Source organism: Streptomyces sp. V3I7, assembly GCF_030817495.1.
Taxonomy (GTDB): domain Bacteria; phylum Actinomycetota; class Actinomycetes; order Streptomycetales; family Streptomycetaceae; genus Streptomyces.
Window position 1 is genome coordinate 3,226,857 of record NZ_JAUSZK010000001.1, and the last position, 19,836, is coordinate 3,246,692.

Annotated in this window: 15 protein-coding genes and 4 tRNA genes; 9 read left to right on the forward strand and 10 right to left on the reverse strand. The window is 69.4% G+C overall.

Annotated elements, in window-relative coordinates; genetic code table 11:
- The first annotated feature begins 21 nt into the window (after positions 1–21).
- The 3 genes from hrpA to QFZ74_RS14980 all read left to right on the forward strand — a co-directional run bounded on the left by hrpA (position 22) and on the right by QFZ74_RS14980 (position 4,502).
- A complete protein-coding gene (hrpA, locus tag QFZ74_RS14970) occupies positions 22–3,966 on the forward strand; it encodes an ATP-dependent RNA helicase HrpA (RefSeq protein WP_307621312.1) in 3,945 nt (1,314 codons plus the stop codon).
- Positions 3,967–4,061: 95 nt separating this feature from the next.
- Positions 4,062–4,136 (forward strand) — tRNA-Asp (locus QFZ74_RS14975).
- Positions 4,137–4,310: 174 nt separating this feature from the next.
- Complete coding sequence (locus QFZ74_RS14980; protein WP_307621313.1) at positions 4,311–4,502, forward strand: DUF6274 family protein; 192 nt, start codon at positions 4,311–4,313, stop codon at positions 4,500–4,502.
- A gap of 507 nt (positions 4,503–5,009) precedes the next feature.
- Here QFZ74_RS14980 and bldC read toward each other — a convergent pair.
- Positions 5,010–5,216 (reverse strand): developmental transcriptional regulator BldC, encoded by a 207-nt coding sequence (gene bldC, locus QFZ74_RS14985; protein ID WP_003949541.1) that lies wholly within the window; start codon positions 5,214–5,216, stop codon positions 5,010–5,012.
- A gap of 563 nt (positions 5,217–5,779) precedes the next feature.
- Entirely contained in the window at positions 5,780–6,622 is an 843-nt protein-coding gene (locus QFZ74_RS14990) for a hypothetical protein (RefSeq protein ID WP_307621314.1), read from the reverse strand.
- Positions 6,623–6,866: 244 nt separating this feature from the next.
- On the opposite strand from QFZ74_RS14990, the gene QFZ74_RS14995 reads away from it, so the two are divergent.
- Positions 6,867–7,964 carry a Glu/Leu/Phe/Val dehydrogenase dimerization domain-containing protein gene (locus QFZ74_RS14995; protein ID WP_307621315.1) on the forward strand — a complete coding sequence of 366 codons (1,098 nt, stop codon included), beginning with the start codon at positions 6,867–6,869 and terminating at the stop codon, positions 7,962–7,964.
- Positions 7,965–8,293: 329 nt separating this feature from the next.
- A complete protein-coding gene (locus QFZ74_RS15000; RefSeq protein WP_307621316.1) occupies positions 8,294–8,551 on the forward strand; it encodes a DUF3073 domain-containing protein in 258 nt (85 codons plus the stop codon).
- Between the two features lie 204 nt (positions 8,552–8,755).
- Here QFZ74_RS15000 and purM read toward each other — a convergent pair whose 3' ends face one another.
- The 6 genes from purM to purS form a co-directional block, all read right to left on the reverse strand.
- Entirely contained in the window at positions 8,756–9,850 is a 1,095-nt protein-coding gene (purM, locus tag QFZ74_RS15005; RefSeq protein ID WP_307621317.1) for a phosphoribosylformylglycinamidine cyclo-ligase, read from the reverse strand.
- 43 nt (positions 9,851–9,893) lie between these two features.
- Positions 9,894–11,423, reverse strand: a complete 1,530-nt coding sequence (gene purF, locus QFZ74_RS15010; protein WP_307621318.1) for an amidophosphoribosyltransferase — start codon at positions 11,421–11,423, stop codon at positions 9,894–9,896.
- A gap of 242 nt (positions 11,424–11,665) precedes the next feature.
- Complete coding sequence (locus tag QFZ74_RS15015; protein ID WP_307621319.1) at positions 11,666–12,463, reverse strand: maleylpyruvate isomerase family mycothiol-dependent enzyme; 798 nt, start codon at positions 12,461–12,463, stop codon at positions 11,666–11,668.
- Positions 12,464–12,569: 106 nt separating this feature from the next.
- Positions 12,570–14,828: a phosphoribosylformylglycinamidine synthase subunit PurL gene (purL, locus tag QFZ74_RS15020; protein WP_307621320.1), complete on the reverse strand. Its 2,259-nt coding sequence runs from the start codon at positions 14,826–14,828 to the stop codon at positions 12,570–12,572.
- Positions 14,825–15,505, reverse strand: coding sequence for a phosphoribosylformylglycinamidine synthase subunit PurQ (purQ, locus tag QFZ74_RS15025; protein ID WP_307621321.1), 681 nt, complete (start codon positions 15,503–15,505; stop codon positions 14,825–14,827). The genes purL and purQ overlap by 4 nt, the downstream gene beginning before the upstream one ends.
- Entirely contained in the window at positions 15,502–15,765 is a 264-nt protein-coding gene (gene purS, locus QFZ74_RS15030) for a phosphoribosylformylglycinamidine synthase subunit PurS (protein ID WP_307621322.1), read from the reverse strand. The genes purQ and purS overlap by 4 nt, the downstream gene beginning before the upstream one ends.
- Positions 15,766–16,119: 354 nt before the next feature.
- Between purS and QFZ74_RS15035 the strand changes: the two genes are divergently transcribed.
- The 4 genes from QFZ74_RS15035 (at position 16,120) to QFZ74_RS15050 (ending at position 17,129) form a co-directional block, all read left to right on the forward strand.
- Positions 16,120–16,437, forward strand: a complete 318-nt coding sequence (locus QFZ74_RS15035; RefSeq protein ID WP_307621323.1) for an Lsr2 family protein — start codon at positions 16,120–16,122, stop codon at positions 16,435–16,437.
- 153 nt (positions 16,438–16,590) lie between these two features.
- Positions 16,591–16,662: transfer RNA gene (locus tag QFZ74_RS15040), tRNA-Gly, on the forward strand.
- An 80-nt stretch (positions 16,663–16,742) separates the two neighbouring features.
- Positions 16,743–16,818 (forward strand) — tRNA-Gly (locus tag QFZ74_RS15045).
- Between the two features lie 238 nt (positions 16,819–17,056).
- Positions 17,057–17,129: transfer RNA gene (locus QFZ74_RS15050), tRNA-Gly, on the forward strand.
- A 72-nt stretch (positions 17,130–17,201) separates the two neighbouring features.
- Here QFZ74_RS15050 and QFZ74_RS15055 read toward each other — a convergent pair.
- Both QFZ74_RS15055 and QFZ74_RS15060 read right to left on the reverse strand, forming a co-directional pair.
- Positions 17,202–18,101, reverse strand: coding sequence for a phosphoribosylaminoimidazolesuccinocarboxamide synthase (locus tag QFZ74_RS15055; RefSeq protein WP_307621324.1), 900 nt, complete (start codon positions 18,099–18,101; stop codon positions 17,202–17,204).
- Between the two features lie 69 nt (positions 18,102–18,170).
- A complete protein-coding gene (locus QFZ74_RS15060; RefSeq protein WP_373462388.1) occupies positions 18,171–19,667 on the reverse strand; it encodes a N,N-dimethylformamidase beta subunit family domain-containing protein in 1,497 nt (498 codons plus the stop codon).
- Positions 19,668–19,836 lie beyond the last annotated feature (169 nt).

Genomic DNA, 19,836 nt, shown 5'->3' on the forward strand with positions numbered 1-19,836 from the left:
AGGTGAGATCCTGGATCCCGTATGTCTACGCATCCAGCCCCCGCCCTCGGCTCCCTCGCCCCCCGCCTGACCGAGCTGTCGCTGCGCGACGCGCACCGGCTCGGGCGCAGGCTCGAGGGGGCGCGCAAGATCCGTACGCCGGAGGCCCGTGCCGCCGTTCTCGCCGAGATCGAGGCGGAGGTCGCCAAGGCCGAGGAGCGCATCGGCGCGCGGCGCTCGCTCGTGCCGGCCGTGACCTATCCCGAGCAGCTGCCCGTCAGCCAGAAAAAGGACGCGATCGCGGCCGCCATCCGCGATCACCAGGTCGTCATCGTCGCCGGTGAGACCGGGTCCGGAAAGACCACGCAGATTCCCAAGATCTGTATGGAGCTCGGGCGCGGAGTCAGGGGGATGATCGGGCATACGCAGCCGCGTCGTATCGCCGCCCGTACCGTCGCCGAGCGCGTCGCCGAGGAGCTGAAGACGCCGCTCGGTGAGGCCGTCGGCTGGAAGGTCCGCTTCACCGACCAGGTCGACCCGGACGCCACCTTCGTCAAGCTGATGACGGACGGCATCCTGCTCGCGGAGATCCAGACCGACCGCGAGCTGCGCGCCTACGACACGATCATCATCGACGAGGCCCACGAGCGGTCCCTCAACATCGACTTCCTGCTGGGCTACCTCGCCCAGCTGCTGCCGAAGCGGCCGGATCTGAAGGTCGTGATCACGTCCGCGACCATCGATCCCGAGCGTTTCTCGCGGCACTTCGACGCCGCACCGATCGTCGAGGTCAGCGGGCGGACGTACCCCGTGGAGGTGCGCTACCGACCCCTCCTGGACGAGGACTCCGAGGACGCCGACCGCGACCAGATCACCGCGATCACGGACGCCGTCGAGGAGCTGATGGGCGAGGGCAAGGGCGACATCCTCGTCTTTCTCTCCGGTGAGCGGGAGATCCGGGACACCGCCGACGCCCTCGAAAAAAAGGAGTACCGGTTCACCGAGGTCCTCCCCCTCTACGCGCGGCTCTCGCACGCCGAGCAGCATCGCGTCTTCCAGCCGCACACCGGGCGCCGGATCGTCCTGGCGACCAACGTCGCCGAGACGTCCCTGACCGTCCCCGGCATCAAGTACGTCATCGACCCCGGCTTCGCCCGCATCAGCCGCTACAGCCACCGCACCAAGGTCCAGCGGCTGCCGATCGAGGCGATCTCGCAGGCCAGCGCGAACCAGCGCAAGGGCCGCTGCGGCCGTACGTCCGACGGCATCTGCATCCGGCTGTACTCCGAGGACGACTTCGACGCCCGCCCGGAGTTCACCGACGCCGAGATCCTGCGTACGAACCTGGCCTCCGTCATCCTCCAGATGACCGCCGCGGGCCTCGGCGACATCGAGAAGTTCCCGTTCATCGACCCGCCGGACCACCGCAACATCCGCGACGGCGTGCAGCTGCTCCAGGAGCTGAACGCCCTCGACCCGGCCCAGAAGGACCCGCGCAAGCGGCTCACGGACACCGGCCGCAAGCTGGCCCAGCTGCCCGTCGACCCGCGTCTGGCCCGCATGGTGCTGGAGGCCGACAAGAACGGCTGCGCGCGCGAGGTCATGGTCATCGCGGCCGCGCTGTCGATCCAGGACCCGCGCGAGCGGCCCGCGGAGAAGCAGGCCCAGGCCGACCAGCAGCACGCCCGCTTCAAGGACGAGACCAGCGACTTCCTGGCGTTCCTCAACCTGTGGCGGTACATCCGCGAGCAGCAGAAGGAGCGCGGCTCCAGCTCGTTCCGCCGGATGTGCAAGCAGGAGTACCTGAACTTCCTGCGCATCCGCGAGTGGCAGGACATCTACCACCAGCTGCGGACCGTCGCGAAGCAGATGGGCATCCACCTCAGCGAGGACGACGCCCCCGCCGACCGCATCCACGTCTCCCTGCTCGCCGGCCTGCTGTCGCACGTCGGCATGAAGGACGTGAAGGAGGGCGCGAAGAACGAGTATCTGGGCGCCCGCAACGCCAAGTTCGCGGTCTTCCCGGGCTCCGCGCTGTTCAAGAAGCCGCCGCGGTTCGTGATGTCCGCCGAGCTGGTGGAGACCTCGCGCCTGTGGGCGCGGGTCAACGCGAAGATCGAGCCGGAGTGGGTCGAGCCGCTCGCCGGGCACCTGCTGAAGCGGACGTACAGCGAACCGCACTGGGAGAAGGACCAGGCGGCGGTGATGGCGTACGAGAAGGTCACGCTGTACGGCGTGCCGATCGTCGCCCAGCGGAAGGTCAACTACGGCCGGATCGATCCCGAGGTCTCCCGCGAGCTGTTCATCCGCAACGCGCTCGTCGAGGGCGACTGGCGTACGCACCACAAGTTCTTCGCGGACAACCGCAGACTCCTCAGCGAGGTCGAGGAGTTGGAGCACCGGGCGCGTCGCCGGGACATCGTCGTCGACGACGAGACGCTCTTCGACTTCTACGACCAGAAGGTGCCCGAGCACGTCGTCTCCGGCGCCCACTTCGACTCCTGGTGGAAGCGCAAGCGCCACGAGCAGCCCGACTTCCTCGACTTCGAGCGGGAGATGCTCGTCCGCGAGTCGGCTCAGGCGGTCACGAAGGCCGACTATCCCGACTCCTGGCGCCAGGGCCCACTGAAGTTCCGGGTGACGTACCAGTTCGAGCCGGGCGCGGACGCGGACGGTGTGACCGTGCACATCCCGCTCCAGGTGCTCAACCAGGTCAGGGACGAGGGCTTCGACTGGCAGATCCCGGGCCTGAGGGAAGAGGTCGTCACCGAACTGATCCGGTCCCTGCCGAAGCCGATCCGCCGCAACTACGTGCCCGCGCCGAACTACGCGAAGAAGTTCCTGGAGGCGGCGGCGCCGTCGCAGGAGCCGCTGACGGCCGTCATGGCGCGCGAGCTGAAGCGGATGGTCGGCGTGCCCTTCGAGGCGGACGACTTCGACTGGGCGAAGGTCCCCGACCACCTCAAGGTCACGTTCCGCATCGTCGACGAGCGGCGCCGCAAGCTGGCCGAGGACAAGGATCTGGAGGCCCTGAAGCTCCAGCTGAGGCCGAAGGCGCGCAAGGCCCTGTCCCAGGCCGCGGCGGCCACCGCCGAGCGCCAGGGCGGTGAGTCGCTGGAGCGTACGGGGCTCACGGACTGGAGCATCGGCTCGCTCAGCCGCGTCTTCGAGACCCGCCGGGCCGGCCAGCCGGTGAAGGCGTACCCGGCGCTGGTGGACGACGGCGACACCGTGTCCGTACGGCTCTTCGACACCGAGGCCGAGCAGGCCGAGGCGATGTGGAAGGGCACGCGCCGGCTGATCCTGCGCAACATCCCGGTCAATCCGGCGAAGTTCGCGAGCGACCGCCTGACGAACGCTCAGAAGCTCGCCCTGTCCGCGAATCCGCACGGTTCGATCCAGGCTCTGTTCGACGACTGCGCGAGGGCGGCGGCGGACAAGCTGATCGCGGACTTCGGCGGCCCGGTGTGGGACGAGGAGTCGTTCCGGAAGCTCTTCGACAAGGTCCGCGCGGAGATCGTCGACACGACCGTGCGCACGGTCGGGCAGGTCCAGCAGGTCCTCGCGGCCTGGCAGGCCTGTGAGCGCCGCCTGAAGGGCGTACGGAGCCCCGCGCTGCTGCCGAACCTCGCGGACGTACGGGCGCAGCTGGACGCCCTCGTGAAGCCCGGTTTCGTGACGGAGGCGGGCGTGCGCCGGCTGCCGGACCTGATGCGCTACCTGGTGGCCGCGGACCGGCGTCTGCAGCAGATGCCCACGAACGTCCAGCGGGACACCACGCGCATGGCGAAGGTCCACGAGATGCAGGACGAGTACGCCTGGCTGCTGGAGCAGCTTCCGCAGGGGCGTCCGGTGTCCCGGCAGGTGCGCGACGTCCGCTGGATGATCGAGGAGCTGCGGGTCAGCTATTTCGCGCACGCGCTGGGCACCGCCCACCCCGTGTCGGACAAGCGGATCGTGAAGGCGATCGACGCGCTGGCGCCGTAACCGGCCCTGTACCTTGGGTGAGTTCGACCTGGGGGCTCACCCTCCTGTACAGTCTCTTCTCGCAGCGCAACGCAACAACAAGCGCCGCGAAACCTGGTCCTGTGGAGCAGTTTGGAGTGCTCGCCACCCTGTCAAGGTGGAGGCCGCGGGTTCAAATCCCGTCAGGACCGCAGTAACGTGAAGGGCCCGCATCCGGCAAGGATGCGGGCCCTTCCGCACTACCGAGAGGCCCGCGTCCGGCAACGGATGTGGGCCTCTCGGTCTCTTGACGGCGTCACATTCCGCCGGTACCCAGAAAGCAGAGCCCGTTCTCGCATGCGGGCTCCTGGAGGTGGGGTATGGGGATGGGGGCATCGGCCAGGCACGAGACGCGGGCGCTGCTGCGAGCGCACCTGTCGGCCGCCTCGGCCTACCGGCACGTGACCCGCCGCTGCGCCGTCTGCCATCAGCTCCAGCGCCTGGCGATGGATTCCGCCCCACATGCCGCCCAGGCGCCGGAGGGCGTCGTCGAGGACGAGGGCGCCCCCACCGCATGACTGTCGTCGAGCCGGCGCCGCCGCGAGCTCGTGCGGCCTCAACTCCCGTGCTGTGCCGAGCTGCTGAAACGCACGCCTCTTCTAACGCACGGGGCGACGCGGCAACAAGGCCTCTGGCATGTGACGGGTGTCACCGCATGGATTTTTGAAACCGCGGTACTTACCAGTGGCCTACAACAGGTCAATTTAATATGTGCAATTGCACTGGCCATCGAGGGTCCCCTCGGCAGATCCACCAGGGCCCCCTCGGCCGATCCGACAGCCCTCCCCAGACTCCGACAAGTGCGCTCATCAAACGTGCGTCCAGGGGCCGTTGGCGCACAAAAAAGATCGCGCTGGACCCGGCGGAGTCCAGCGCGATCGACGACGCACCCTGTATCGCTGCCCACAACGTTCCGACCAGCTTGGGCGTGGGGCCTGTTGGGGCAGGTCCCGCGTCATGTGGAGCTAGGGTTCAGGCGTCCCGACGGGTGGGGGACCCGTCGTTATGCCCGGTTATGCGGTTGTTCAGGCCTCGCTGCGCTGCTGCGGAATACCCGCGAGCAGGGCGCGGACCTCTGCCTCGCGGTAGCGTCGATGTCCGCCGAGCGTGCGGATCGACGTGAGCTTGCCGGCCTTCGCCCACCGCGTGACCGTCTTCGGGTCAACGCGGAACATCGTGGCGACCTCAGCCGGGGTCAGCAGCGGCTCGGCATCAGGGGTGCGAGCGGTCATGAGCGGCCTCCTCGGGAGAACCGAACCTTCTCGGTTCTTTCCTCTAAATTCTGCACCTTGACCCGCGTTGCCCGAAATGGCGGACGCGAGTCGAGTCGGTTATAGGACGAACGGCTTGTCCTCGGCACTACAACTACACCATCTGTCCAGCCGCGTCGGCCAAACCGATGGAATTGCCCTCCCAGGTGTCCATCAGCGACGGAAGCCGATGGACCATGCCATAGCGGACAGTCACGCCAGTGTGACGATCAGTCACATGACGATCAGGAGTCGCCAGCCCTCCCGGTAGGAGTCACCAGCCCCCTCAAAGCGTGCAAGTGCTGAGATTCCGCCCACAGTGCACCACATATGGACGGAAGGAGTCCTCACCGGACTCCTTGTCCTATTTTGGCATGAGGGAGGGCAAGCGACGCAAGGGCCGCGTACGTGCAGTCCATCACCCTTGGCGCAAAAGCCCGAATTCGAGCCGACGGTCCGTCAGCTCGCCTGGATACGGACGACGGTACGTGGCGGATCGCGGGACGGCCGTGACGCACGTCACTTCATGCCGGGTATATCCGGCGTCAGTTCGCCGACCGGAGGTCGCGCACGCCGCGCCAGCGCTCCACGAGCCGCCCGTACGCCTCCCCGGCCGCAGCCCCGTCCCCCCGGCGCAGCGCGTCGATGCCCTCGGCCACGTCGGCGGCCGAATGGTCCCCCTCCAGCTCGCCGGGCCGGACCATGTGCACCAGGCCGCCGTAGTCCAGCTCCACCAGCGAGCGGGGATGGAATTCCTCCAGCCATCGCCCCACGTTCACCAGGCCGTCGATCAGCGGCCCCTCGTCGAGGGTCTCCTTGAGCGTGCGCAGCCCCCGCGCCACCCGCCGCCGGGCCTGGACCATGGGCGTGCGGTACCGCAGCAGCGGGGCCTCGTCGGCGGAGGCCTCCGTGTAGTGCCGCTCCTCGTCGGAGACCAGGACGAACCAGTTCAGCGGCACCTGCCAGGTGGCCGTGCGGATCCAGGGACGGGCATCGGGATTGCGGGCCAGCCAGCGCTCGTAGTCCTGGGCGGCCTGGCGGCGCACGACCGGGGGCAGCACCGCGTCGAGCACCGGCGGCGGAAGCTCCTCGGCCAGCCCGTCGAGCGCCTGCCAGCCGCGCAGCCGGGTGCGCCACGGGCAGACGCAGACCACGCCGTCGATGTCCAGCACGAAGGCGTCGGCGCTCTCGTGCACCGGCACGGGGACGGGCGGGGTGGGCAGCAGATCGGCCAGGGCGCGGCGCAGCTCGTCCTGATAGGAGGGGCGGTCGGTGCGGCGGGCGTAGCGCGCCCAGTGGCCGCGCTCCGGCTCGGGGAAGGCGGCCAGCGGCTCGTACACGCGCAGATACGCCGTGTAGGGAACGATCACCGACGACACCTTGGGCACGCCTCCTCCCTCCCCACCGGACCCGGCTCGAAACACGCGCGGGAGCCGTACACGCCCGCGCGCGGATGGGCGGGAAACACAGCAAATCGTGCCACGCGCCTCCGTGCGCGGACGCCGCGCGCGGGTGATCCTCAACACTGGACCCATGGGGGGCGGGTGCAGGCTCTACTCTCATGCCACGGCACCCGCCACCCTTACGGGAGCCCGCGTCCACCCGTTGCTTACTTACCCGGGAGTCACCACAGTGACCGACGTGACCAACGGCGTCCTGCACACCCTGTTCCACTCGGACCAGGGCGGACATGAGCAGGTCGTGCTCTGCCAGGACCGCGCCACCGGCCTCAAGGCCGTCATCGCCATCCACTCCACCGCCCTGGGCCCCGCGCTCGGCGGTACGCGCTTCTACCCCTACGCGACCGAGGAGGAGGCCGTCGCCGACGCCCTCAACCTCGCGCGCGGGATGTCGTACAAGAACGCCATGGCCGGCCTCGACCACGGCGGCGGCAAGGCCGTGATCATTGGTGACCCCGACCGGATCAAGACCGAGGAACTCCTGCTCGCCTACGGGCGGTTCGTGGCCTCGCTCGGCGGCCGGTACGTCACCGCGTGCGACGTCGGCACGTACGTCGCCGACATGGACGTCGTGGCCCGCGAGTGCCGCTGGACGACCGGCCGCTCCCCCGAGAACGGCGGCGCCGGCGACTCCTCCGTGCTCACCGCCTTCGGCGTCTACCAGGGCATGCGCGCCTCCGCCCAGCACCTGTGGGGCGACCCCTCGCTGCGCGGCCGCAGGGTCGGCGTCGCCGGCGTCGGCAAGGTCGGCCACCACCTGGTGCGGCATCTGCGGGACGAGGGCGCCGAGGTCGTGATCACGGACGTGCGCGAGGACGCCGTACGGCGGATCCTCGACAGTTACGTCGAAGGGGTGACCGCGGTCGCCGACACCGCTGCGCTCATCCGGGTGGAGGGGCTCGACATCTACGCCCCCTGCGCGCTCGGCGGCGCCCTCGACGACGAGAGCGTCCCGGTGCTCACCGCGAAGGTGGTGTGCGGCGCGGCCAACAACCAGCTCGCGCACCCCGGCGTGGAGAAGGACATCGCCGAGCGCGGGATCCTCTACGCGCCGGACTACGTGGTGAACGCGGGCGGTGTCATCCAGGTGGCCGACGAGCTGCACGGGTTCGACTTCGACCGGTGCAAGGCGAAGGCGGCGAAGATCTTCGACACGACGCTGGCCATATTCGCGCGTGCGAAGGAAGACGGGATTCCGCCGGCCGCCGCGGCCGACCGGATCGCCGAGCAGCGGATGGCGGAGGCCCGGGCGACCGGAGCGGCCCGCTAGGCCCCCCAGGTCCGCCAGGTCCGCGGGCGGCTCGGGGGAGCCGCCCGCACGCCTGATCGGTACCCGCCGGCGGGAACGTGGAGACAACTGTCACTTCCCCCGGCGGGTCGGGCCCCGACAAGTGGTTAAAATCGCCATTGACCAGCGAGGACAGGGCACCTCGGCGGTTCTGGGCACACGTGCGTACTGCGGGCGACGTACCGTATGGGCGCGGGCTCAGGTACCGTGGAAGCCCTACGGACCGGCCTCTCCGAGGAGAGTCCGTTCCTGATCATGAACGCGTGTCAGACTCTGGGGCCGTCGAGCCCCGTCACCGAGGGGGTCGAGCCATGGGGCGCGGCCGGGCCAAGGCCAAGCAGACGAAGGTCGCCCGCCAGCTGAAGTACAACAGCGGCGGTACGGACTTGTCACGTCTGGCCAGTGAACTGGGCGCATCGACCTCGAGCCAGCCGCCGAATGGCGAGCCGTTCGAGGACGACGAAGACGACGACCCGTACGCACAGTACGCGGATCTGTACAACGACGACGATGAGGACGACGAGGACGACGAGTCCGGTCCCACGTCGCAACACCGCCGCGGCGCGTAACGCTCACCGCACGCTCTGCCGCTTTCGCAGTGCACTTGCCCGGTCCGGGGCCTCAGCGCCGGACCGGGTTTCGTGCTGCCTGGACCGGGTTTCATGCTGTCCCGCGGACCGGGTTCGGTGCTGCCCTGCTCCGTGGAGAAGGGCCTCCGTGGAGAAGGACCTCCGTAAGAAGGGCAGCGTGCCCTCGGCGGGGCCGGCGGTGCCTCAGACCGCGTAGTCCCCGACCAGCTCGGCGCCCGTCGTGTGCGCGCCGCGGTCCGTGATCTCACCGGCGACCCAGGCGTCGACCCCGCGGTCGGCCAGCGTCGCGAGGGCCACCTCGACGGACTCCTGCGGCACGATCGCGATCATGCCGACGCCCATGTTGAGGGTCTTCTCCAGCTCCAGCCGCTCGACGTCGCCGGTCTTCCCGACCAGGTCGAAGATCGCGCCCGGGGTCCAGGTGGACCGGTCGACGGTCGCGTGCAGCCCGTCCGGGATGACCCGGGCCAGGTTCGCGGCCAGGCCGCCGCCGGTGACATGGCTGAAGGCGTGCACCTCGGTGGTGCGCATCAGGGCCAGGCAGTCCAGCGAGTAGATCTTGGTCGGCTCCAGCAGCTCCTCGCCGAGCGTCCGGCCGAGCTCCTCGATCCGGGCGTCCAGCGACAGTCCGGCCTGGTTCAGCAGGACGTGGCGGACCAGGGAGTACCCGTTCGAGTGAAGCCCGGAGGACGCCATGGCGATCACCGCGTCACCCGTACGGATACGATCCGCACCCAGTACCCGGTCGGCCTCGACCACGCCCGTGCCGGCGCCGGCGACGTCGAAGTCGTCTTCGCCGAGCAGCCCCGGGTGCTCGGCCGTCTCGCCGCCGACCAGAGCGCAGCCGGCGAGCACACAGCCCTCCGCGATGCCCTTGACGATGGCGGCGACCCGCTCGGGGTGGACCTTGCCGACGCAGATGTAGTCGGTCATGAACAGCGGCTCGGCACCGCACACCACGATGTCGTCCATGACCATGGCGACCAGGTCATGGCCGATCGTGTCGTACACGCCGAGCTGCCGGGCGATGTCGACCTTCGTGCCGACGCCGTCGGTGGCGGAGGCGAGCAGCGGACGCTCGTAGCGCTTGAGGGCGGAGGCGTCGAAGAGCCCGGCGAAGCCGCCGATGCCGCCGAGGACCTCGGGGCGGCGCGTCTTCTTCACCCACTCCTTCATGAGCTCGACGGCGCGGTCGCCCGCCTCGATGTCGACGCCCGCGCTCGCGTAGCTGGCACCCGTGCCCGTGTGCGGAGCACGCTGATCAAACTCAGCGGTCATGACCTTGAGAACTTTCGTGTCGTACAGCTGGAGTGCTGCGGGCTTACGGGCGGCGGATCGCGTCGGACGCGGCCGTGGCGGCGGGCCCGGACTTGATCTCGGTCTCCAGGAGCTGCTTGCCGAGCAGCTCGGGGTCCGGGAGCTCCATCGGGTACTCGCCGTCGAAGCAGGCACGGCAGAGGTCCGGCTTGGCGATGGTGGTCGCCTCGATCATGCCGTCGAGGGAGATGTACGCCAGGGAGTCGGCACCGAGGGATTCGGTGATCTCCTCGATGGTCATGCCGTTGGCGATGAGCTCGGCCCGGGTGGCGAAGTCGATGCCGAAGAAGCAGGGCCACTTCACCGGCGGCGAGGAGATCCGGATGTGGACCTCGGCGGCGCCCGCCTCGCGGAGCATGCGGACCAGGGCGCGCTGGGTGTTGCCGCGCACGATCGAGTCGTCGACGACGACCAGCCGCTTGCCCTTGATGACTTCCTTCAGCGGGTTCAGCTTCAGACGGATGCCCAGCTGGCGGATGGTCTGCGAGGGCTGGATGAAGGTCCGGCCGACGTACGCGTTCTTCACCAGGCCGGTGCCGTACGGGATGCCGGAGGCCTCCGCGTAGCCGATGGCGGCCGGGGTGCCGGACTCCGGGGTGGGTATGACCAGGTCGGCCTCGACCGGCGCCTCCTTGGCGAGACGGCGGCCCATCTCCACGCGGGAGAGGTAGACGTTCCGTCCGGCGATGTCGGTGTCGGGGCGGGCCAGGTAGACGTACTCGAAGACACAGCCCTTCGGCTTCGCTTCCGCGAACCGCGAGGTGCGCAGGCCGTTCTCGTCGATGGCGACGAACTCGCCCGGCTCGATCTCGCGCACGAAGGTGGCGCCGCAGATGTCGAGCGCCGCGGTCTCCGAGGCGACGACCCAGCCGCGCTCCAGGCGGCCGAGGACCAGCGGGCGGATGCCCTGCGGGTCGCGGGCGGCGTAGAGCGTGTGCTCGTCCATGAAGGTGAGGCTGAAGGCGCCCTTCACGTCGGGGAGGATCCGGTGGGCGGCCTCCTCGACGGTCAGCGGCTTGCCGTCGTCGTCGACCTGCCCCGCGAGCAGCGCGGTGACGAGGTCGGTGTCGTTGGTGGCCGCGACCCGGGTGGAGCGGCCGTTGGTGTCCTTCGGCAGTTCGGCGACCATCTCGGCGAGCTGGGCTGTGTTGACCAGGTTGCCGTTGTGCGCGAGGGCGATGGAGCCCTGCGCGGTCGCGCGGAACGTCGGCTGGGCGTTCTCCCACACGGAGGCGCCGGTGGTCGAGTAGCGGGCGTGACCGACCGCGATATGACCCCTGAGGGAACCGAGAGATGTTTCGTCGAAGACCTGGGAGACCAGGCCCATGTCCTTGAAGACGAGGATCTGGGAGCCGTTGCTGACCGCGATTCCCGCGGATTCCTGACCCCGGTGCTGGAGGGCGTAGAGCCCGAAGTACGTGAGCTTTGCGACCTCTTCACCCGGAGCCCAGACACCGAAGACGCCGCAAGCGTCCTGGGGGCCTTTTTCACCGGGAAGCAGATCGTGATTGAGTCGACCGTCACCACGTGGCACATCTCCGAGTGTAGGCGAGGTGGGCCGCTGGTCCGAATTGAGGATACGTGCCTCTTGCCGAGCGAGCGGTCGCGATCACCTTGGGTGTTTTCACGTTTCCGCAGGTCAGAGCGATGACCTAAGGGGCGAGTCACCGTCAGGACGGCCGAGCGGGGCGCCGCCGGGCCGCACTCCGCACTTCACGAGTGAGGTGTCGCACATCCACGGGGCAGGCTTCGGACGAGGACGGTGCTCCGGTTCCGCTACGACATCAGCGGGAGCAGCTCCTCGATGTCCGCCCGCTCCCCGCTCGCGCTGACGTCGGCCCGCGCGAGGGCGTCCCGCCAGGCCGTCCGGCCGGTGGCCAGCCGGATCCAGGTCAGCGGGTCGGTCTCCACGACACTGGGCGGCGTGCCCCGAGTGTGCCGGGTCCCCTCGACGCACTGCACGACGGCGTACGGCGGCACGCGCACCTCGGTGGAACCACCCGGCGCCTTCACGGCGAGGGCGTCGGCGAGCAGCCGGGTGGCCGCGGCCAGGGCCTGCCGGTCCTGCGGCACGTCGAGACCGGGGACGGCCGCGTTGAGGTCATCGGTGTGGACGACGAGTTCGACGGCACGGGTGACCAGGTAGTCGCCGAGCGGCATCGCCCCGGCACTGGTCTCCAGCAGCCGGCTGCCGGGGTGCTCGTCGAGGAGCTCACGCAGGCTCCGCTCGACTTCGGCGAGGTAGGCGTCGAGGTCACGATGTTCGGTTGCCAGCCTCCGCGTGAACTCGGCGATGGCCGAGGAGTTGGCGGAGGTCGTGAAGGGCCACTCGGCCACGGCCACGGACCGCCGCACCGGCGCCGGAACGGCAAGCGCCCGGTGCACGGCCGTCACTGCCATCCCCATGTGCGCGACCAGGTCACGCACGCTCCAGACGCCGAGCCGGGTGGGCAGGGCGAGCTGTTCGGGAGTGAGCCCGCGCACGGCCTCCCGTACGTTGCGGAGCTGGGCGAGGACCGCGGCGCGGGTCTTGGCGGGGTCGTAGCTGCGGGCGCGCTTCTTGGCCGGGGGCATGGCGGTGAGCCTATTGCCTGACCGCACTGGTCACCGGACGATACGGCGACGGCAACGCCGAAGGCCCCGCCCGTCGCACGGGCGGGGCCTTCGACCGTCGTACGGGCTACGCCAGCAGCGCCGGGATCGTGCCCTCGTGGGCCGCGCGGAGGTCGGCCAGGGAGAGGGTGAACTCGCCCTGGACGTCCACCGTGTCGCCGTCGACGACGCCGATGCGGGTGGCCGGGAGGCCGCGGGCGCCGCACATGTCGGTGAAGCGGAGCTCCTCCGAGCGCGGGACGGCGACGACCGCGCGGCCCGCCGACTCCGAGAGGAGGAAGGTGAACGCGTCGAGGCCGTCCGGCACGATCAGACGCGCGCCCTTGTCGCCCAGCAGGGCGGACTCGACCACGGCCTGGATCAGACCGCCGTCGGACAGGTCGTGCGCCGAGTCGATCATGCCGTCGCGGGAGGCGGAGATCAGGATCTCGGCCAGCAGCCGCTCGCGCTCCAGGTCGACCTTCGGGGGCAGACCGCCGAGGTGGTCGTGGACGACCTGAGACCAGGCCGAGCCGCCGAACTCCTCCTCCGTGTCGCCGAGGAGGTAGAGCAGCTGGCCCTCCTCCTGGAAGGCGACCGGGGTGCGGCGGGCCACGTCGTCGATGACGCCGAGGACGGCCACGACCGGGGTCGGGTGGATGGCCGCCTCGCCCGTCTGGTTGTAGAGCGAGACGTTGCCGCCGGTCACCGGGGTGCCGAGCTGCTGGCAGGCGTCGGCGAGACCGCGCACGGCCTCCGCGAACTGCCACATGACCGCCGGGTCCTCGGGCGAGCCGAAGTTCAGGCAGTCCGAGACGGCGAGCGGCTTGGCGCCGGTCGTGGCCACGTTGCGGTAGGCCTCGGCCAGGGCCAGCTGCGCGCCCGCGTACGGGTCGAGCTTGGCGTAACGGCCGTTGCCGTCCGTGGCGATGGCGACGCCGAGCCCGGTCTTCTCGTCGATGCGGATCATGCCGGAGTCCTCGGGCTGGGCGAGGACCGTGTTGCCCTGCACGAAGTGGTCGTACTGCGACGTGATCCACTTCTTCGACGCCTGATTGGGCGAGGCGACCAGCTTCAGGACCTGGTCCTTCAGCTCCTCGCTCGTCTCCGGGCGCGGGAGCTTGTTGGCGTCGTCGGCCTGGAGGGTGTCCTGCCAGGCCGGACGGGCGTAGGGGCGCTCGTAGACGGGGCCCTCATGTGCGACCGTGCGCGGGTCGACGTCGACGATCTTGCCGCCGTGCCAGTAGATCTCCAGGCGGTCGCCGTCGGTCACCTCACCGATGACGGTGGCGATGACGTCCCACTTCTCGCAGATCTCCAGGAAGCGGTCGACCTTCTCCGGCTCGACCACCGCGCACATGCGCTCCTGCGACTCGCTCATGAGGATCTCCTCGGGCGAGAGCGTGGAGTCGCGCAGGGGTACGTCGTCCAGGGTCACGCGCATGCCGCCGGAGCCGTTGGACGCCAGCTCGCTCGTGGCGCAGGACAGGCCGGCCGCGCCCAGGTCCTGGATGCCGACGACCAGCTTCTCGGCGAACGCCTCCAGGGTGCACTCGATGAGGAGCTTCTCCTGGAAGGGGTCGCCGACCTGGACCGCGGGACGCTTCGAGGGCTTGGCGTCGTCGAAGGTCTCGGAGGCGAGGATGGAGGCGCCCCCGATGCCGTCGCCGCCGGTCCGGGCGCCGTACAGGATGACCTTGTTGCCCGCGCCGGACGCCTTCGCGAGGTGGATGTCCTCGTGCTTCATGACGCCGATGGCGCCGGCGTTGACCAGCGGGTTGCCCTGGTAGCAGGCGTCGAAGACGACCTCGCCGCCGATGTTGGGCAGGCCCAGGCAGTTGCCGTAGCCGCCGATGCCGGCGACGACGCCGGGCAGGACGCGCTTGGTGTCGGGGTGGTCCGCCGCACCGAAACGGAGGGGGTCCACGACCGCGACCGGGCGGGCGCCCATCGCGATGATGTCGCGGACGATGCCGCCCACGCCCGTGGCCGCGCCCTGGTAGGGCTCGACGTAGGAGGGGTGGTTGTGCGACTCGACCTTGAAGGTCACGGCGTAGCCCTGACCGACGTCCACGACGCCCGCGTTCTCGCCGATACCGACGAGCATGGCGTCGGACTCGGGGGCCTTCTCGCCGAACTGGCGCAGGTGGACCTTGGAGGACTTGTACGAGCAGTGCTCGGACCACATGACCGAGTACATGGCGAGCTCGGCGCCGGTCGGGCGGCGGCCGAGGATCTCCACGACGCGCTCGTACTCGTCCTTCTTCAGGCCGAGTTCGGCCCAGGGCAGCTCGACATCGGGGGTCGCGGCCGCGTGCTCGACCGTGTCCAGAGGCGTGCGGCTCATGCGTTGACCAGCTTCTTGAGGATCGAGGTGAAGAAGGGGAGGCCGTCGGTGCGGCCCGTACCGATCAGCGGCTCGACGGCGTGCTCGGGGTGCGGCATGAGGCCGACGACGTTCCCGGCCTCGTTGGTGATGCCGGCGATGTCGTTGAGCGAGCCGTTGGGGTTGAAGTCCAGATAGCGGAAGACGACCCGGCCCTCCGCCTCCAGCTTGTCCAGCGTGTACGCGTCGGCGACGTACCGGCCGTCCATGTTCTTCAGCGGGATGTGGATCTCCTGGCCCTGGCGGTAGTCGCCGGTCCAGGCCGTCTCCGCGTTCTCCACCCGCATCTTCTGGTCGCGGCAGATGAAGTGGAGGTGGTTGTTGCCGAGCATCCCGCCCGGGAGGAGGTGAGCCTCGGTGAGGACCTGGAAGCCGTTGCAGATACCGAGGACCGGAAGCCCGGCCTTCGCCTGCTCGATGACGGTCTCCATCACCGGCGAGAAGCGGGAGATGGCCCCGGCGCGCAGATAGTCGCCGTATGAGAAACCACCGGGCAGCACCACGGCGTCGACCTGCTTGAGGTCCTTGTCCTTGTGCCACAGGGCAACCGGTTCGGCGCCCGCGAGGCGGATCGCGCGCTGTGTGTCCCGGTCGTCGAGGCTTCCGGGAAAGGTGACGACGCCAATACGAGCGGTCACTTCGCCGCCTCCGCGACTTCCTCCACCTTGACGGTGAAGTCCTCGATCACGGTGTTGGCGAGGAAGGATTCCGCGAGTTCACGGATGCGAGCGAGCGCGGCCTCGTCGACCGGCCCGTCAACTTCCAGTTCGAATCGCTTTCCCTGACGGACGTCCGAGATCCCTTCGAAACCCAGACGCGGCAGCGCACGCTGGACCGCCTGGCCCTGGGGGTCGAGGATCTCCGGCTTGAGCATGACGTCGACTACGACGCGTGCCACTGGCACTCCCGGTGTGTGGTGCTGAGCAGGTTCCTTCAGACTACCCGTACAAAATTTCTACGCGAGTAGAGTTGGAGGAACCTACGTGACGGCCGTCACGACCGACCCTTGAGCGGAGACCTTCGCCAAAAATTCTCGGAAAGTTCGACGATCCCCCCAGGATGCCTATTGTGCTGGGACACGCGGATGGATTTAGTCGGGCTTCACTTTGCAATGGCGAGCACTGTACAAATGAATTGGCAATAGCCGATACTTTGCCCAATAACTGGCTGACAGTCGACAACTCCGTCGTAACGCCGGGACGTCTTGGCACGTCATCGGTGACGGGGGTGTCGCACGAAGGGACCGATATTCGTGGCGCAGAAGGTCGTGGTCACGCTCTTTGACGACATCGACGGCTCGGAAGCGGCGGAAACGATCGCCTTCGGGCTGGACGGCAAGTCGTACGAGATCGACCTGAATCCTGCCAATGCCGAGAAACTGCGTAAGGCCCTCGAGCCGTATGTCTCGGCCGGCCGCAAGCGGGCGAAGTCGGGGCGGGCCTACCGGCAGACGGAGGTCGCCCCCGACCCCGCTGCCGTCCGCGCCTGGGCGCAGTCGAACAAGATGGAGGTCCCGGCCCGCGGCCGCATCCCCAAGAAGGTCTACGAGGCGTTCAGCGCCGCGCAGTGACGCGCCGAGGCCCCTCAGGGTCCGTCACCGGGCCCTGAGGACCGCCGACTTGAGCCCCGCGGGGCCCGGACTTGCGCTACCCCCCTGACGATCAGCTAATGTCTGGAGCACGCCGAGGGGCGACGCCGGAAGGCCGAGACCCACGGAGTACATGCGGGTGTAGTTCAGTAGCAGAACATCCCCCTTCCAGGGGGAAGGCGCAGTGTGCAATTCCTGTCACCCGCTCTGCATCGCCGTCATGACCACAGTTGTGGATCAGGTAGGCTGGTGCTCGCACCGATCGGTGAAAGCCGGTCGGGGGCAATGCGGACGTAGCTCAGTTGGTAGAGCGCAACCTTGCCAAGGTTGAGGTCGCGAGTTCGAGCCTCGTCGTCCGCTCCAGAAGAAGACCCCGGTCCATTGGATCGGGGTCTTCTCGTTGGTACGGACCGCACGGGAGACCTGAGCGATGTGAAGGCCGCCACATCACCACCGGGCCCACCCCCCTCCCCCGGCCCTCAACTCCCTTCGCGCGCAAGGAAACCCGCACCGGCACAGCCCGGTGCCGGGGACCGGAACACCACGGTGTGGCTCAGCCGGGTTCCAGGTTGGGTATAGTTGCTCTCGCGCACAGCGCACTGCGGACGTAGCTCAGTTGGTAGAGCGCAACCTTGCCAAGGTTGAGGTCGCGAGTTCGAGCCTCGTCGTCCGCTCCGTACAGAAGGCCCCCGGTTCTCACCGGGGGCCTTCTGCGTTGCCCCCGGCCGGCGCCGGGGGCTCGCGTGCTACGACCAGGCCATGCCGGTCAGGCGCTCGTACGCCTCGACGTACTTCGCCCGGGTCGCGTCCACCACGTGCTGCGGCAGCGCCGGCGGGGGCTGCTCGCTGCGACGGTCCCAGCCGGACTCGGCCGAGGTCAGCCAGTCCCGCACGAACTGCTTGTCGTACGACGCCTGCGCGCGGCCCGGCTGCCACTGGTCGGCCGGCCAGAAGCGGGAGGAGTCCGGGGTGAGGACCTCGTCGGCGAGGACGAGGGTGTCTCCGTCGAAGCCGAACTCGAACTTGGTGTCCGCCAGGATGATCCCGCGGTCCCGGGCGATGTCCCGGGCGCGGCCGTAGACGGCGAGGGTGGCCTGGCGCAGCTGGGCGGCGGTCTCCGCGCCGACCTGGCGGGCGACCTCCTCGTACGACACGTTCTCGTCGTGCTCGCCGACCTCGGCCTTGGTCGCCGGGGTGAAGATCGGGCCGGGCAGCTCGGAGCCGTCGGCGAGGCCCTCGGGGAGCGCGAGGCCGCAGACCGTACGGGACTGCTCGTACTCGGCGAGGCCCGAGCCGGTGAGGTAGCCGCGGGCCACGCACTCGACCGGGACCATCCGCAGGGACTTGCAGACCAGGGTGCGGCCCGCCCAGTCGGCCGGGGCGCCCTCGGGGAGTTCGGTGCCGATCACATGGTTGGGGGCCAGATCGCGCAGCTGGTCGAACCACCAAAGGGAGAGCTGGGTGAGGACGCGGCCCTTGTCCGGGATCTCGGTCGGCAGCACCCAGTCATAGGCCGACATGCGGTCGCTGGCGACCATCACGAGGTCACCGGCCTCGTTCTGGTACAGGTCGCGCACCTTGCCGGTGTGCAGGTGCACCAGGCCCGGAACCTGGATCGGCTCGGGCTTTTCTACAAATCCGGACACGGTTCCTCCCCGTGGTTCTGTCTAATGGCTCGATTGTCCCGTATGGGAACGGGTGCCAGGACATCGGGGTCAGTCGCGCTTGCAGATGCGGTCCAGGAGGTTGGCGGTCGCCCGCTGGATACGGCTGTCCACGTGGCCGGGCCGGTCCAGGGCCGGCGACCAGGCGAACGTACCCGCCGCGAAGACCAGGGCGCCGGACGGGGACCGGTACAGCGACGTCTCCTGGTGGCGCAGGACGCCCTCGCTGTCGGTGTAGGGGGAGTGGGCGAGCAGGATGCGCTCCTCGTGCTCGGGGAGCGCGGTGCGCGGGAAGTAGCGGTCGGCTTCGCCCGCCACCATGCCCGCCAGCTCGTCGCCCTCGCCCGCGCCGGTCGCCTCCCACAGCCAGTGGTCCGCGTTGCGCACGATCAGCGGCCAGGGTTCGGGGACGCGCCCCTGGTACTGGATGCCGACCAGCTGCTGCTCGGGCCGGTCGATCTCCCGCCAGAGCGCGGGCCGGCCGGGCCCCCTGCGCTTGCGGCAGGTGAGCAGTCGGTCCGGGACGCCGGACGGGGCCGGGCTCAACTCCACTTGCCAGTACATGGTGTTGGAGGAGAGGAAGACCAGCGAGGTGCCGCTGTCGCGGGCGAGCTCCACGGTGCGGCGCATCGGCGCCGACCAGTACTCGTCGTGGCCGGGGAAGACCAGGCCGCGGTAGCGGGTGGGGTCGACGCGGCCGGCGTGCAGGTCGCGGGCGTCGGCGTAGGCGAGGTCGTAGCCGTAGCGCTCGGCCCAGCGGATGAAGTCGTAGGCGTGGCCGACGTGCAGGGGCAGGCCGGCGCCCGCGTAGGGGCGGTCGAAGGAGACCGTCGTCGCGGCGTCGGCCTCGCCCAGCAGCCGGCCCCGTTCGTCCCACGCGTGGTAGAGGCTGGCGCCGGTGCGGCCGTCCTCCGGGTAGAGGTTGTAGGCCTGCCACGTGATGTCGGGCAGCAGCAGGAGCAGGTCGGCCGGGTGGTTGTCGCGGATCGTGAACGGCACGTGGGAGCGGTAGCCGTCGGCGGTGGTCAGCACGGCGACGTACGCGCCGATGCTCCAGAACGACGGGATCTGGAGCCGCCAGGACAGCCACCAGTGGTGGCAGGAGACCGTGCGGTCGGCGGCCAGCGGCGGGGGTTGCACGATGCCGGACAGCCGCGGGCTGGTGGTGATCTTGGCGGCGCCGTCCCCGCCGTAGTGGCCGATCCGGTAGACGTCCACGCTGAACTGCTGGGGCGGGTCGACGGTGATGTGGAAGTCGACGGCCTCACCGGGCGCGACGGCACCGGTCGAGGTGAAGCCCTTGATCTGGCGGTGGACGTCGTCGGCGGACCGGGGGCCGCAGGAGGCGCGGGGCGCCGGGATGCGGGGGGCCTCCCGGGTGTGCCCGGGCAAAGTGGCCTCCATGTACCAGGGCACGACATGGCCGGTGTCGTCGAAGTACGTCTCGCTTCCGCGCAGCCAGGGGACCGGTCCCTGGCCGAAGGGGTCCGTGACGGCGTGCGCGAGTGCTCCCGACTCCCAGCGGCGGATCTGCTGCTCGGATCCCATGGTTGGTCGCTCCCCTCCCTCGCCCCCGTGGCTGCCGTGATCCCTCGCCCGCTCCTCGCTCTCGCCGATTCCTCGCGGTGGGTGCCGCAGGCCTGTCCCCGGGCGGGATCGGTCCCAGCACATCACATAACGCACGCACTTGGTCACTACTCGTTGCGAATTGGGTTGA